We start from the raw sequence: 15,889 nt of genomic DNA on the forward strand, positions 1-15,889 counted from the left end.
GCTTACTTTCTTTTATGAGTTAGTAAATAGTTTGCTGCCATGGTTTCGATTTCGTCGGTAGGCGTTTGACGATTGCGTTGCAGCCATTCGTCTAATTCTGTACGATTGAAATAGAGTTTTTTACCTTGTGGACAGAAATGCGGAATTGATTTCTGACTGGTTAATTTGTAGAGGTGTGATGCGCTTATGTCTAAATAATTACAGGCATCATTGAAGTTTAGCACTTCTTTCATTAAGAGGTTTTGTGCCTCTATTTTTTGCTCAAGTTTATCGAGCTTTTCTAAAATTAAAATTTCGTTACTCATGGTGTTATTTTTAAAGGTTTAACAATCATTTCTGAGAGCTAAATTCCTTTATAACACTATGGTAATTAGTTAGGTAGTAACATCTTACTACTATATCTTACTCATCTTACTGTTTTTATTTATAGTTGTTTAATTATGTTATCTATAATATCTTGTTCTTTAGGAAAGTTGTTTTTGTTTTTATATAGATTGTTACGATTAAGCACTGTTCCTTTTTTAGAGTAAAATAAATTGGATTGTTCTATGGACGTAGGGTTAAAATTACTGAAATGGTATCCTAATTTATTAACTATATAACTGAATTGTGTTGTTTCGCAGCCTAAATGAATTTGTGGTGCACCAAGTTTTAAATCTTTACTTGTTAAAACACTTAATAAGTTTTCAATTGTTGTTTTGTCTTCATTCAGAAGCTCAATATTTCTGTTCAAAGCAGTTATGACTGTTTTTAATTTAATTGCATCTCCATTGAACACGAATGATAATCGGGTATCTTTTTCAAGTTTAAAACTGTCATTCCCTAAAAGGATGTTATTCACTGTTTGAAATTCAGGTGTTGTTTTTTCAATATCTATGTCTGGAATTGGTTGTTGTAGTAGTTCGCCGTATAACTCGTTTTTGTTTGACGGTAGTTCTGAAAGGAATTGAGGATATAATTTTTCGGTTTCTTTCAGCAATCGAATTACGTTGGTAATTAATTGAGGTATTACATAATCTGTTAATTCTGTTTTAGGAAATTTTTCTTTATCCGACCCGATACAGAACAAGATGTGTTTGCATGATTTAACAAGGTTTTGGATCATTTCTTTTTTTTGAATTTCTCCAATGTCTTTATTAATACATTCGAAAATTCTATTTGTTAATCGTGTTGTCTCATTTTTTAAAAGGAAGTGATAAAACTTTTGTGTTGTTGTAATTGGTTCTATTAACGACGTTTCAACTAATGGATATAGTATTTCATGATTTGTACCGTTGTTTTTCTGCTGCAAATAGATTTCTAAGCCATCTTCTTTGAATAAGTTAGGTTTGCTATTAAGAAGCTCTTTTAATGCATTATAATACTCGTTTATATTATGTGCTGGCTTCATAAAGTTTGATGATAAATTTTGTCTGTAAAATTTATCATTAACAGCATTACTTGCCCAGGGTTTCAACTCTCCGTAGATAACACTTTTAAAAATAGTTAATTCCATATTATAAATCGAGTTTGATTCTATTGGCTGCTTCCATTTTCTTTTCGTCAATTATTTTGGCATATACTTGTGTGGTTCTAATGTCTTTATGGCCTAATAATTTTGATACCGTAAATATATCAGTTCCCAATGTTAATTGCAACGTTGCATAAGTATGACGCGCGCAATGAAATGTAATCGTTTTGCTAATGCCCCCTTTCATTACCCATTGTTGTAATTTTAGATTATGCCATGCACTGTACTTTAAACCTTTAAAAACTCTTTCTTCCGGTTCTCCTATCTCCTTTAATAAATCACGTGCTTGGTCTGACATTGGCAAAGTTTCTGCTCCTTTGGTTTTCTTTTGTCTGAAACGAATATACCACCCATAATCATTAGAATGTTGTATTTCCGACCAAACAAGCTTGTTTATATCTGACCATCTTAAACCCGTTAAACAACTGAAAATAAAAGCTGTTTTTAGAATTGGAATTTCACATTCGTTTTTTATGATGCTTTGCAATTCTTCTAATGTTAGAAACTCTCTTTCGCTATCGCCCTGTGGTAAACATTCTACTTGTTCTGCTGGGTTGGAACGCATGATACCATCTTTAACAGCTTGTTTTAAAGCTGCACGAAATTTATTGAAATAAGAGTGCGCCGAATTATCAGATAGGTTCTTACCACTTGGAGTTTTGGCGGTTTTTGTTAGGTAATCTTTGAAACCCTCAACAAACCTACTGTCTATTTGTGAAAATGAAATATCCTTTGGACAATACTTTCTTAAATGCTTGATGCTGCTATCCCAATTGCCATAATTACCTTTGCTTTCTAGTCGTTTTTCCGCTAAAGTTTCCATATAGATAATAAAAAAGCCTTTTAACTTTTCTTGGTCATTGAAATTGTATAATCCGTTCTGAATTTCTAAATGTCTTTTAGAACGAATACTTTCAGCAAGATTAAAAATTTTACTGTTTTCGTCTTTTTCGGCTTTAGTTAGTTTTCCTTTTTCAGGTTCTGGCATGAGATATAAACCTAAATATTCATATTCTCGCTTACCATTTTTATAGTAATCCAGATACAAACTGATTTTGTTGCCTTTCTGTCTTTGTCTTAATGTAACTTTCATAATACCATCAATTAAAAAGTTTATCTATTTGTGCTCGTTGAATTATTTTCTTTCTTCCAAACTTGTGTATTTGTAGTTCTCCTCGTTTTATCATTCTGTTTATAGTCCATCGACTAACACCAATTAATTCAGCAGTGTCTTGAATAGATAAAAAGTTTTTTGAAATTAAAGAGTTGGTGTTTGCTAATTGCAAAGTTTGCTGACTTTGCATTGCCTGCTGTTGCTCAATTAAGGAGGTTTGTATTTTGGCTTCTTTTATCTTTTGCTTGTAATGTCGAGAATTACACTTATGGCAACAATATTTGGTTAAAGTGGTCTTAGCTATAAAAGCCTTACCACAGTAAGAACAGGTTTTTGGAATTGCCATATTGCTACTCATAATAATGTTGCATTATGTTGCTTAATGTAGCGATGTGTTGCAATATGTAGCATCATTTCGCCTATGTTGTTGCTTATAGATTAGGGCAACAAAAAACATTAGTGGGCAACAATTGAACAACAAATATAACGAATAAAGAGTTATTTGGCAACAAATAAAAGAAGAATAATTCACATAAACACAACAAAAACAAGTAGTTACGTAATAAAAGAAAGATTATTACTTTCCGATACAGAAATTCGCAAAAATATTACCCAATAAATCATCGCTTGTAATTTCTCCAGTAATTTCACCGAAATAGTATAATGCTTGCCGAATATCAATCGCTAACAAATCGCCCGACAAACCTGTTTCTAAACCATGTTTTACTTTTTCAATTTCTTCTAAAGCTTTCAATAACGAATCGTAATGCCTTGAATTAGTTACAATTGTATCATTATTTCTTAATGCACCTGTATTTACAAAACTTAAAAGTTTTTCTTTCAAAGTATCTACTCCAATTCCTTTTTTAGCAGATAACAAATGGATATTAGGGATATCGGTTTCAAGAAATTTTATGTGCTTGTCATCCAATTTATCAACTTTATTAGCAACAATTAATAAAGGTTTTAATGGATACTTATTCTTTATTTTTTCTATTTCTATTTTAAAAGTATGAACAAACGATTCATCTTTAAAATTAGTACTATCCGCCAGAAAAACAACAACCTGTGCCTGATCAATTTTTTCAAAAGTTTTTTTAATTCCAATACTTTCTACAACATCTTTGGTTTCACGAATACCAGCTGTATCAATAAATCTAAAACCAATGCCTCCAATAGAAATTTCGTCTTCAATAGTGTCTCTTGTTGTTCCTGCAATGTGTGATACAATGGCGCGTTCTTCATTTAAAAGCGCATTTAAAAGCGTTGATTTTCCTACATTTGGTTCGCCCACAATAGCAACAGGAATCCCGTTTTTAATCACATTACCAACAGCAAACGAATCTATCAAACGTTTCAAAACAAAACTGATGCGTTCTACTAAATCTTTAAACTGGGTTCTATCGGCAAATTCTACATCCTCTTCTGCAAAATCTAATTCCAATTCTATTAAAGATGCAAAATTTAAAAGTTCTTCACGAAGTTTAGCTATTTCAGATGAAAAACCACCACGCATTTGTTGCATCGCTATTTGATGTGACGCTTCATTATCTGAAGATATTAAATCGGCAACAGCTTCTGCCTGACTTAAATCTAACTTTCCATTTAAAAAAGCTCGCAATGTAAATTCACCTGCGGTTGCCATTCGGCATCCTTTCCGAAGAAATAATTGTATAATTTCCTGCTGAATATAATTAGAGCCATGACATGACACTTCAACCACATCTTCACCTGTATAAGAATTCGGGTTTTTAAATACAGAAACCAAAACCTCATCAATAATTTTATTTTCATCCATAACATGACCTAAATGTATGGTATGTGTTTTTTGAAGGTTAAGCGTCTTTTGGTTTTTTACCGATTTAAAACAAGTATCTGCTATTACAATCGCATCTTTTCCTGATAAGCGAATAACGGCAATGGCACCGGCACCCGATGGTGTTGCTAGTGCTACTATGGTGTCTTGATGTATCATGCAGCAAAAATACTAAATTTGACATGCTAAATACCACGCATAATTTATAAAAATATAGGCCAATATGATTTATAATAGATTTTGAAACTTTGACTTATTATCAAATAACAAAAAAAAATAATTTATTTACCGCTCCTTTTAAAACCTATAAAACGTCAGTAACCCCTAAAAATACTATGCATACATAGCGCATTTGCCTAACATCTCATTTTAAACTAAAAAAAATAATTTTTAACCATGTGACTTTTAATAAATTAGAGTGTCTTAAAAGTATAAGCTAAATAATTAATAACCCATGAAAATTAGTGCATCTGTTTTTTCAAACCATATTTTAAATTCAAAAAAATTAAATTTAGGAGATATTTATTTTTTCCACAATTTTGCTGTGGTAGAATTTAATGAAGGGGTGCATATAGATATTTATAATTCCGATCAAATATTTGACGAGTTAAATAACTATTATGGTTACTCCAAACCTTTTGGAGTGATAGCGAACAGAGTCAATTCATATTCCGTAAATCTACTAGATATCGATTTATTTAGAGAAAAATCGAAAAATTTATGTGCTTATGCTGTCGTAGGTCATAACTTTGCAAGTAAAATGAATGCTGTAATTGAAAATAGCTTTTGCGAAAATGACACTATAAATTATGATAACTTACACGAAGCTATTGATGCCTTAACTTACAAGTTAAGAAAATGCGATTTAGCTATTTAAACTAAGTAAATACCGTCTGGTTTAATCTCAATTTGTTTTTGCTTATACAACGTACCCACGGCTTTCTTAAAGTTCTTTTTACTCATTTGAAGCACTTCTTTTATAACCTCAGGATCCGATTTATCCGTTAAATTTAAAAAACCACTATTATCGTGCAATTCGTGCATAATACGTTCGGCATTAGGCTCAATATTTCTATAACCTATTTGCCCCAAGGTAATATCCAATTTATTTCCTGGTCTTATCTTTTTAACAATACCTTTCAGTTTGTCACCAACACTCAATTCGGTAAAAATTTGGTCTTTGTAAATCAATCCAGTGTGTAATTTATTAACAATTACGTTCATACCAATATCCGATGGATGCGACACAATCAAATCCACTTCGTCAAATTGGTTCACCGTAAGCACTTTATTATCCAAAAAACTATTGGTTTTGCTCGACGCTGCCAATCGGCCGGTTTTTTCATCCAAATAGCAATAAACCAAATACCATCCTTTTGGCTTCATTTTAAAAGCTTGCTCTTTAAATGGGCAAAACAATTCTTTCACCAATCCCCAATCTAAAAACGCACCATATTCAGTCACCGCATTACAACGTAATAAGGCAAATTCACCCACCTTAATATACGGCATATCGGTAGTTGCAACAGGGCGTTCTTCGTTATCCAAATAAACAAAAACGTCTAATTTTTCCCAAATTTGAAACGATTCTGGCACATACCTATTCGGTAATAAAACCTCATTACCGTCTGCATCTACCAAATACGCGCCGTGGTCCGTTTCGCGTAGTATTTCCAATGTATTAACTTGCCCAATTCTTATCATGCCGCAAAGGTAACAATATTCATCATATTTCTAAATAAATGTATTTGGGCGTTCCCCTAGCGGGTCGGGTTTTCCCTTCCAAGTCCTCGCTCCTACGTCGCTGTGGGCTTTCCAGTACAACCCCTAACGCGGGCATATTCGCCATATAATTACTTAACCCATAGCATTTTGTTTATTTCTAATAGTAAAATCAAAAAAAAAGCGTTACAATTTAAATTTGTAACGCCCTATAATTATATAAATCTATTAAAATTAATAAACAGACTCTTTTTTGAAATGTTTTGTTAATAAATAATAAACAACCGCTCTGTATTTATTACGGTTCGACTTACCATATTGCTCAATAACAGCAGCTAATCCTTTATCCAAATCGGCGCTGTCTTTTAATCCTAATTTCTTAATTAAGAAATTGTTCTTAACAGTTGCCAGCTCGCTTTCATCCGATCCTGAAACCGTAGCAGCATCTGCATTATAAATTGATGGACCACAACCAATTGTAACTTTAGTTAATAAATCCATGTCTGCTGTAACACCGCATTTTTCTTTTAAATCGGCAGCATACTTTGCAATAAGTTCATCGCGTTTACTCATAATAAATTGTTGTTTTTAATATGTTAATAAAATAATCAAATTCTTAACTGTCTTAAAGATAGCTATTTTTTAGACACAATAAAAAAAAGAAAGTCACAATCTCATTTATTTTAAATATTCAAAATATTGAAGTAGCACATCATCATTAATATCTTTCGGCGTGAAAATTTCCAACAATTTAGGGCCATCTCCTTCCTTAAAAAATTCATTTAAACACTGTTGTAAAGGTTCTTCTTCTGAAACACTTTCATATGCAAATCCGTACATTTTACATAAATGACTTGCATTTAAATTATGAGTTGCCTCAAAAAAAGTTTCAAAATTTTCTGTGTTTTTGTGTCCTGGAAGTATTCTAAAAATACCTCCTCCTTGGTTATTTACAATAATAATCCTAAAGTTTTTAGGAATGTAAGCGTTCCATAAAGCATTGCTGTCGTAAAAAAAACTTAAATCGCCAGTAATTAAAGTTGTAGGTTTTTCATGTACTACCGCACAACCAATGGCGGTAGATGTACATCCATCTATACCGCTGGTACCTCTATTACAAAAAATTTGTAAAGTATCATTAACGGGGAATAACTGTGAATAACGAATGGCAGAACTATTTCCTATTTGTAATATTTGATTATACGGTATGTTTTTAAACAAAATATCAAACACCTTAAAATCGGAAAAAGGTGCTGTTGCTAAATATTCCTCATGCTTAACTAAACGGTTTTTCTTAATTTCTTTCCAAGTAGCGTTGTAACTACTTTTTACATAATGTGTTATTTTAGGCAAAAATGCAGAAAAGAACTGATTGGGTGTTACATCAATATGATTGCTTAAACAGAAAAACGTATCGTTCGCCATTTTTTCATCAATATGCCAATGGTATTTTGGTTGAAATTTACGTAACAATGTTTTTATTTTTTTAGATACTATTAAACCTCCAAAGGTTAATAGTATATCTGGCTGTAGTGCCTTTTTTTCTTCCTCGGTTAATGGAGAAATAATTTGATCGATCGACGAAAAAAAGCTTTCATGATATAAATTAGACGTGGTTTCTGTAAACACAACAACACTATCATCATCCGCCAATTCGTTTAACCATTTTTGTTCAATTTCATTGGGAGCATTAACGCCCACAAGTATCATTTTTTTGGAGGCAGAATTCCAATCCTCCAAACATTCATTCAAAACATAATCTTCAATTGCTTTAGTTTTTATAGTTGGTTTTGTTGCTTTAGGGTTTATTCGTAATTTTTCAACTGTTATATAAAGCGGTTCATCAAAAGGAACGTTAATATGTACAGGACCATTTTTAACTAAGGCAAAGTTTAAAGCCTCATTAATTTCTTCTTCATTATGTGTTTGAATGTCTTTTTGCAAGCCTAAAAAACGCTCCAATTTACCTTCTAGGTTTTTCAACATGGGCAAATCTTCATTTCCAGGAATATTATTTTCATCCTTAATATCCAACTTAAGGTTAACCGAATATAGAATATGGCTCTCGAAAATATTTTTTTGGTTAATGGTTTGTCCGTCGCCAATGCCAATTAAATGCTTTGGTCTATCGGCAGATACAACCACCAATGGAATGTTGCTAAAATAAGCCTCGGTAACAGCTGGATAATAGTTAGCCAAAGCACTGCCTGAGGTACAAACCACAGCTGTGGGCACTTTTAATTGTTGTGCAATACCCATAGCAAAAAATGCAGCACTACGTTCGTCTACAATGCTATAACACGTAAAAAAAGGATTGTTGGTAAAACCAATGGTTAAAGGCGCATTTCTACTACCTGGAGAGATAACAATATGCTTTATACCTTTAGCTTTAAAAAGCTCAATAACGGTTTGCGCAAGAGGAATTTTTGGGTAAATCATATACTTAAATCAAGATGTAAATGTAATAAATAGAGCTTAAAATAAGCTCATTACAAAATATTTTTAATAATTAAAGATTTTGATACAGTTTCTTCCCATTCACTTTCTGGATTCGAATTTTCTGTTATACCACCGCCTACATATATTATAGCTTCGTCATTTTTTAGTTGCATACAGCGTAAATTAACATACAATTGTGTGCTTTTTTTGGTGATGGCGTAAGCTCTATTTTCAATATTTCGCTTGCCAGAACGAGGTGCAGTAGTAATTTCAAAGTTTAATTCACCTAAAAAACCAGTGTAAAACTCTCTATTGTAGTTTTCATTTTTTAAAATGAATTGTTTTGCTATATCTTTTGGAACACCGCAAACGGCTGGTGTTGGGTGAATGGTACAAATAATATCCTTTAATGTGGAATTGGATTTTAAGCGTGCCGAAATCATGGTTTTTAAATGTACCAAATTACCAGCTTTTACGGTTTCGGTATCTGAAACAGTTAAGCTTTCAACCGAAGGTTTTAAGCTGTCAACTATAAAATCGGTTACAAATTTTTGTTCTTCTATTTCTTTATTCTGCCATGCGACATCTAAACTTCCTTGGTAAACCTGTGTACCTGCCAATGCCATTATTGAAAACTGGTTACCTTCAATTTTCACAAGTGTTTCTGGGGTTGCTCCCAACCATAAACCTACTTGGGGATGGTACCAACAATAATTAAACGATGATGTATATGTATTTAAAAGTTTCTTAAATAAAAATAAAGGATTGGTTTTTCCTACTAAAACCAGCTCTTGTCTTGATAAAACCACTTTTTTAAACGCCTTATTTTTTATGGCGTCAATGGCTTTATTTACAAGGTCTATATGCCGAACCTTTTCTTTTTCATCTAAAACCTTATTTTTTTTGGAAATTTCACCAACTGGCAATAGTTCATAATGTGAAGAAACAAACTCAGAACCATCAAAAGGAATTAAAACTGAAGTTTCGGCATCATTAAATGGAGCAAAAACAAAACCTTTTTCAGTAAAATCATTTATAATATGTAGTTGATTGGTTGACTGAAGCAACGCATTTAATTTACTTTCTCGCGGTTTTCTATATACAACAAACGGCAATTTATTGGTGTATTGGGTTTCAATACGGGTAAAAAAATCTTCCAAAGTCATTAATTAGCTCTTTTTTGGTAATGAAATGGTTGATAGTTTACAAACCGATATTAAATTATCTGCTTCATCGGTTACTCTAATATCCAATAATTGCGTGGTTCTTCCTTTGTGTATAAACGTTGCTTTTGCATATACAAAGCCTTCTTTTATACTTTTTATATGGTTAGCAGAAATTTCTATACCGCGTATAAAAAACTTCTCGGTATCAATAAAAATATGTGATGCAAAACTTCCTACGCTTTCGGCTAAAGCAGCTGTAGCTCCACCATGCAAAACGCCATCTGGTTGGTGCACCCTTGAGTTTACGGGCATGCGAGCCACTAAAAAATCATCACCATAATCTATAATTTCAATATTTAATGTTTCCATTAAAGTGTTTTTACTAGCTGCATTTGCTTTTGCTATAACATTTTCTTTAGTTAAAATCATAAAATAGTGTATTTTTAATCGTGCTTGCAAAAATACAAAATGCACCTGTAAAGACTGTAAAAAATCAGTTTCAATTATAAAGTTTTCCACTTAGTAAAAATGATAGATTATGAATGTATCAACATTAGAAAACCAACGTGTTAAGTTGTCGCTTTTAGATTTAAATAATTACAAACATCTTTTAGATATCGCTAAACAACCCCACTTGGTGTACTATTCGCCCAGTAAAATTGATACTCCCGAAGATTTAAAAACTTATGTAAAAACTGCCATTGACGATTATAAACATAAAACAGCTATACCTTTTATAATTTTTGACAAACAGACAAATAGTTATGCAGGTTGTACGCGTTTCGGACTTATTAACTGGAAAAACAAAGTATTGCACATAGGCTGGACTTGGATTGGCACCCAATTTCATGGAAGCGGATTGAATAAACACATGAAGTTTTTAATGTTACAATATGCATTTGAAACTTTGGAGTTTGATAAGGTAGAGTTTCGCGTTGATGAACGTAATATAAAATCGAGAAAAGCAGTAGAAAAACTGGGCGCAAAACTAGAAGGCATTTTACGGAAAGACACGTTGATGCTTGACGGTTTTAAACGGAATACGTGCTGTTATGGTATTTTGAAAGAGGAATGGAACGATATTAAAAATGGTGTTTTTGATGGGTTTTAAACATCATCAGATGATTTTATAATTAAACGATTAAAAATGATTTTCAACACAATAAATTTGTAGGTAAATTACAAAAAATTACATTTACTTCAATAAAACAATTCTACTTATGAGACGCATTTTTACCGTTCTATTTCTTATTTCCTGTTTTTTTTCAAAAATGTACTCACAAGTATCAAAAGAAAATGAACCATCTTGGATTGATACCATTAATTATTCAAAATCTGAAATAGATAAAAATGAAGTATCTGCCGGAACGCATGTTTTACTTTTCGATATGCAAGTTAACATTCCTAAACAAGTCGTTTTTAATAGGCTTACTACTAAAGTTACAGATAATGTTGGTATTCAAAATGCATCAACTATCAATATTAATTATGATCCAACTTATCAAAAATTAATGTTTCATAAAATAAATATTATTAGAAATGATGAAGTTATAAACAAATTGGATCTTGCGAATATTCAAGAAATGAGACGGGAACTAAACGCTGAAAACCATTTATACGATGGTTCCCTATCTGCTGTGATGAATATTTCGGACGTAAGAACCGATGATATTATAGATTACTCCTACTCCATCATTGGTTTTAACCCCATACACAAAAACATTTTCTCCAGCCATTTTTATTTGAACGACATGGAGTCCTACGGAAAAATAAATGTGACACTTCTTTCGCAAAACGAATTAAAATATAAATCATTTAACACATCGGTAAAACCCACAATTTCAAAAGTAAATAATTTAAACAAATACAATTGGGTTACTACCAATACCAAGAAATTAGACTATGAAGAAAATACGCCTGCATGGAAACTAATTTATGAGTCGGTTTTTGTAAGTGAATTTAATTCATGGAACGATGTTGTTAATTGGGGTTTGGATGTATATAAAATTAACGAACCTATAAACGCTGAATTACAAGCAAAAATTAATGAAATAAACAATTCAAATGAAACCAATGGCGAGAAAATAAAAGCAACTTTAAATTTTGTGCAAAATGAAATTAGATACTTGGGTTTAGAATCTGGTATTGGAAGTTATAAACCATTTTCTCCAAATCAGGTTTTTAAACAACGTTTTGGTGACTGCAAAGACAAAAGTTTGTTAATGACCACCATGCTAAACAAAATGGATATTGAAGCGTACCCCATGTTTGTAAATACTCTTTTAAAGCAAAGCATTAAACAATTATTACCATCTCCTAAACTTTTTGACCATTGTGTTGTAAAAGTTATAAATGATAAAGCGTTTTGGTACGACCCTACAATAACCAACCAAGGTGGTGAGCATGATAGTACTCATTTTCCAGATTATGCCTATGGTTTAGTTCTTAAAAAAGGTAATGATTCTTTTGATGAGATTAAGCCCTATTCTGAAAATAAAATTGAAATATTTGAAGAATATACCATTAAGGAACTGGGTAAAGGTGCGTCATTAAAAGTAGTAACCACCTATTATGAAGGTGAAGCCGATAATATGCGGTACTATTTTAAAAACAATAGCATCAATTCCATTGAAAAAGAATATGAAAAATTTTATTCTAACTATTATTACAATGTGTCTTCATCCCAATCACCACGATATGCCGATAACATAAACCGTAACATTTTTAAAGTATATGAAGAATACGCTTTAGATAGTATTTGGCACCCCATGCCTGAAAAAGGAAATTTTATTTCGGTAACCTTTACACCTAGTAGCATGTTAAATTCATTGTATATACCTTCAAAAGACAAAAGAGATTCTGAATTGGACATTATATACCCAATGATTAGAGAGCATCAAATAAAAATTAACCTTCCAATGGATTGGAATATTGAAGATGATAAATTATTTGTTACTTCTCCTGGTTTTTATTACGAATGGAAGGTAAATTATAACAGAAAACAAAAAACATTAGACCTTTACTACTATTTAAAAACCCAAAAAGACCACATTACTAAAAATGAATACAAGCAGTATATTCAAGATGTAAAAAAAATAGACCAGACGACTTCATATCAAATTTATGTTCCTGAAAATTACTCTAATTCACTCGTATCCTCTAACAGCAACACTAATTTACTGGCAGGTATAATGACTGTTTTTAAATTCTCATTAGGCCTTTGTGTTATTGTTGTTTTTATCTTACTTGTATTTTGGTACTTTGGAAAGAAAAAAGCAAATTAAAAATTACATTTCTTATGTAAAACGAATAAAAAAATCCTAATCAGAAAATTAGGATTTTTTTACAATTATTTTAAAAATGGTTTAATGACCACCAGCAATTTTTTCATCGAAACTTATTCCTTGCGATCTTAAAATTCCTTTAACTCGCCATGCATAAAATGCTAAATAGGCAAAACAGAGAATTCCAACAATGTAACTTGCCTGAATCCCTATACTTTCAGAAACATAACCTTGTAACCAGCTAACAATACCACCTCCCATAATCATCATGATTAAAAAGCTACTTCCTTGACTTGTATTATTTCCTAAGCCACTAACTGCCAATGTAAAAATACAAGGCCAAAGCGTACTACAAAATAACCCAACACTCGTAAAAGCATAAACACTAATCATACCATCTGAAGACATGCCAATGCCTAAAGCTAAAATTCCCAAAAGCGAAAATATTAATAGCATACGCGCCGGATTTCCTTTACTGGCAATATCTGCCGCAATTAATACTAAAATGATTAAGGCATACACATAAAAGGGTGTTAAATCGTGTTTTGCAATGGCATTTACGGCTAAAAACACGCCGAAGGCAAGGTAAGGCGCAATAAACCTTAATATTTTACGAAGGCTAATATCGTTAGTAAACGCTTCAACAGCACCCGTCCAGCGTCCAATCATTAAACTTGCCCAATACAACGAAATGTAAGGTGCAATATCAGATATTGCAAATCCCAATTCAGTTTCCATATATGCAGGTAAATTACTTGCAGTAGAAACTTCTACCCCAACATATACAAAAATACCTATCATTCCCAATACCAGCTGTGGATATTTTAATGCAGACGATCTAGCCTTATTTAAACTTCCTTCTTCTTCAACTATAGTCTCTGGTTTATCGGGTAGCGACGAAAATTTTAATAAAACCGCAACCAATAAGAATGCTAAACCTAAAACCAAGTAAGGTATTTTAACACTCTCGATACTCATATTGGTTGTTTTACCTATGGATGATCCAAAAATGGCAAAACTCACAATTAGAGGACCGATTGTAGTACCAAAATTATTAATACCACCTGCCAATGTTAAACGTTGAGAACCTGTTGAAATAGGTCCTAGTGCAATTGCTAATGGATTTGCAACTGTTTGTTGTAATGAAAACCCTAAAGCAACAATAAACAACCCAGATAGCATGAGTGCAAACGAGCCCGTATTTGCTGCTGGATAAAACAGTAAAGTTCCTAAAGCTGATATAATAAGCCCTAGTACAAGTCCGTTTTTATAACCAATTTTATTGATTATATCTTGTTTCATTAAAATTGAAATTCCCATATATATAAGCGAACCTACCGTATATGCAATGTAAAATGCTAGGGAAACCAGTTGACTTTCACCTTGGGTCAAATCAAATGCTTTTTTAAATACTGGAATTAGGATATCGTTACTTGCAGCAACAAACCCCCAAAAAAAGAAAACAGTAACCAGTGGAACGAACTGACCCCATTTAGTAGTTGAATTTTCAGAACTCATAATTAAGTTTTAGGATTTTTAAAATAAGTGTAAATATATTTTTTATGGATTAAATAAAATCAAATTTTCAATATAATTTAAAAATATTACACAATTCACATAAACTGGATGAAGTTCAACTAATATTCCAACAAATTTTAAAGCCAAAAAGCATAAATAACCTACCCTTTTTGAGGTAATTCAGCTGCGTTTTTTTATGTTTTTGAAAACTATTGGATAAAAACTTACATTCTACTCTGTAAGTTTCTTAATGATTTCTTTTGTCGGTAAAATAGCATTTGTATGCTCAATACTTGGTCCGGCTACCCAAACCGTTTTATAAGTAGCTTGAGTCGCTGCTTTTTCAGTAGCTTTCATACCAATTGAAAAACGAATCATTTTTACCCATTTTTTAAGCTTTTTATGCTTGTTTAAAATAGATTCTAACCAAGTTGTTTTTGTCCCTATTTTTTGCACATAAGGCGTATTAATGACTGTACATGGTGTTCCTGAAATGCGTTCAGTCATAACAATATCTTTAGCGCCATACTGGATACAAGCTTGTTTATATTCATCTGTAACATTCGCCTCAACCGATGCTATAAACGGACTTCCTACTGAAACACCTTCTGCACCATAAGCCAACATTTTATCAATATCTGCTTTACACCCAACACCACCTGCCGAAATAATTGGAATATTGCAATTAGAAACCAACTCTTTAATGAGAACTTCAGGCGATAAATTTCCTCGGTGTCCGCCTGCTTCATTATTAACGGCTATAATAGCATCGGCACCTAAATCTTCTACTTTTTGAGCAAATTTTAAATCTACCACGTCACAAAACACCTTAATTCCTACTTTATGTGCTTGCTTGATGGTTTCTTCAGGACTTCCTAGGGATGTAATAATAAAATCGCAACCTTCTTCACACAATACACGTAACTGCTCTTTATACTTAATGTTCGATTTGTTTACAATAAGATTAAAACCAAAAGAACCGCCTGCAACTTTCGCTTTTTTCAACTCAATTACTACTGTTTTTAACTCATCTAACGTTCTGTAATTAAGAGCTGGAATACAACCTGCAATACCGCTTTTCATGGCTTCAATAACCATAGTGGTATTTGATACCAAAAACATGGGAGCTTGAATAATAGGATATTTTATTTTGAGAAGTTCGGTTAGTTTCGTTTCCATAACTATTGTTTTGAACAAATATAATAAAATATTATGCACGCATAATTTTTGAGTTTATTAGAATAAAAATAGGAATTACATCCATTTTTTATTTCTATAAACACCTATTTAGGAATCACTTTTATTTAACTTTAAAAAAAT

15 protein-coding genes are annotated in these 15,889 nt (G+C 32.0%); 3 read left to right on the forward strand and 12 right to left on the reverse strand.

Annotated features, from left to right (window positions below):
- Positions 1-2 precede the first annotated feature (2 nt).
- The 5 genes from EV196_RS04050 to mnmE all read right to left on the reverse strand — a co-directional run bounded on the left by EV196_RS04050 (position 3) and on the right by mnmE (position 4,599).
- Positions 3-305: a helix-turn-helix domain-containing protein gene (locus EV196_RS04050; protein WP_132215190.1), complete on the reverse strand. Its 303-nt coding sequence runs from the start codon at positions 303-305 to the stop codon at positions 3-5.
- Positions 306-424: 119 nt separating this feature from the next.
- Positions 425-1,495, reverse strand: coding sequence for a DUF6617 family protein (locus EV196_RS04055; RefSeq protein WP_132215192.1), 1,071 nt, complete (start codon positions 1,493-1,495; stop codon positions 425-427).
- A gap of 1 nt (position 1,496) precedes the next feature.
- Positions 1,497-2,603: a site-specific integrase gene (locus EV196_RS04060; RefSeq protein ID WP_132215194.1), complete on the reverse strand. Its 1,107-nt coding sequence runs from the start codon at positions 2,601-2,603 to the stop codon at positions 1,497-1,499.
- A gap of 7 nt (positions 2,604-2,610) precedes the next feature.
- Positions 2,611-2,970, reverse strand: coding sequence for a helix-turn-helix domain-containing protein (locus EV196_RS04065; protein ID WP_243652175.1), 360 nt, complete (start codon positions 2,968-2,970; stop codon positions 2,611-2,613).
- 231 nt (positions 2,971-3,201) lie between these two features.
- On the reverse strand, positions 3,202-4,599 hold the full coding sequence (gene mnmE / locus EV196_RS04070) for a tRNA uridine-5-carboxymethylaminomethyl(34) synthesis GTPase MnmE (protein ID WP_132215198.1): 1,398 nt from the start codon (positions 4,597-4,599) through the stop codon (positions 3,202-3,204).
- 295 nt (positions 4,600-4,894) lie between these two features.
- Here mnmE and EV196_RS04075 point away from each other — a divergent pair, with 295 nt between their 5' ends.
- A complete protein-coding gene (locus EV196_RS04075) occupies positions 4,895-5,317 on the forward strand; it encodes a hypothetical protein (protein WP_132215200.1) in 423 nt (140 codons plus the stop codon).
- Here EV196_RS04075 and EV196_RS04080 read toward each other — a convergent pair.
- From EV196_RS04080 to EV196_RS04100, 5 genes are all read right to left on the reverse strand, one after another.
- The gene (locus EV196_RS04080; RefSeq protein ID WP_132215202.1) at positions 5,314-6,144 is read right to left on the reverse strand and encodes a CvfB family protein; all 831 of its coding nucleotides are present in this window, start codon (positions 6,142-6,144) and stop codon (positions 5,314-5,316) included. The genes EV196_RS04075 and EV196_RS04080 overlap by 4 nt on opposite strands.
- Positions 6,145-6,396: 252 nt before the next feature.
- A complete protein-coding gene (locus EV196_RS04085) occupies positions 6,397-6,735 on the reverse strand; it encodes a DUF2853 family protein (RefSeq protein ID WP_132215204.1) in 339 nt (112 codons plus the stop codon).
- A 105-nt stretch (positions 6,736-6,840) separates the two neighbouring features.
- Positions 6,841-8,601 (reverse strand): 2-succinyl-5-enolpyruvyl-6-hydroxy-3-cyclohexene-1-carboxylate synthase, encoded by a 1,761-nt coding sequence (menD, locus tag EV196_RS04090; protein WP_132215206.1) that lies wholly within the window; start codon positions 8,599-8,601, stop codon positions 6,841-6,843.
- Between the two features lie 50 nt (positions 8,602-8,651).
- A complete protein-coding gene (locus EV196_RS04095; protein ID WP_132215208.1) occupies positions 8,652-9,767 on the reverse strand; it encodes a chorismate-binding protein in 1,116 nt (371 codons plus the stop codon).
- A gap of 3 nt (positions 9,768-9,770) precedes the next feature.
- Positions 9,771-10,196, reverse strand: coding sequence for a PaaI family thioesterase (locus EV196_RS04100; protein ID WP_132215210.1), 426 nt, complete (start codon positions 10,194-10,196; stop codon positions 9,771-9,773).
- 109 nt (positions 10,197-10,305) lie between these two features.
- On the opposite strand from EV196_RS04100, the gene EV196_RS04105 reads away from it, so the two are divergent.
- Positions 10,306-10,878, forward strand: coding sequence for a GNAT family N-acetyltransferase (locus EV196_RS04105; protein ID WP_132215212.1), 573 nt, complete (start codon positions 10,306-10,308; stop codon positions 10,876-10,878).
- 160 nt (positions 10,879-11,038) lie between these two features.
- Complete coding sequence (locus EV196_RS04110; RefSeq protein ID WP_207902810.1) at positions 11,039-13,051, forward strand: DUF3857 domain-containing protein; 2,013 nt, start codon at positions 11,039-11,041, stop codon at positions 13,049-13,051.
- An 81-nt stretch (positions 13,052-13,132) separates the two neighbouring features.
- Here the strand turns inward: EV196_RS04110 and EV196_RS04115 are convergent, their stop codons facing one another.
- Complete coding sequence (locus EV196_RS04115; protein WP_132215216.1) at positions 13,133-14,569, reverse strand: MFS transporter; 1,437 nt, start codon at positions 14,567-14,569, stop codon at positions 13,133-13,135.
- 231 nt (positions 14,570-14,800) lie between these two features.
- Positions 14,801-15,748 carry an NAD(P)H-dependent flavin oxidoreductase gene (locus EV196_RS04120; protein ID WP_132215218.1) on the reverse strand — a complete coding sequence of 316 codons (948 nt, stop codon included), beginning with the start codon at positions 15,746-15,748 and terminating at the stop codon, positions 14,801-14,803.
- Positions 15,749-15,889: the final 141 nt, after the last annotated feature.

Origin of the sequence: Mariniflexile fucanivorans (genome assembly GCF_004341235.1) — a bacterium.
In the GTDB taxonomy this organism is placed as follows: Bacteria; Bacteroidota; Bacteroidia; order Flavobacteriales; family Flavobacteriaceae; genus Mariniflexile; species Mariniflexile fucanivorans.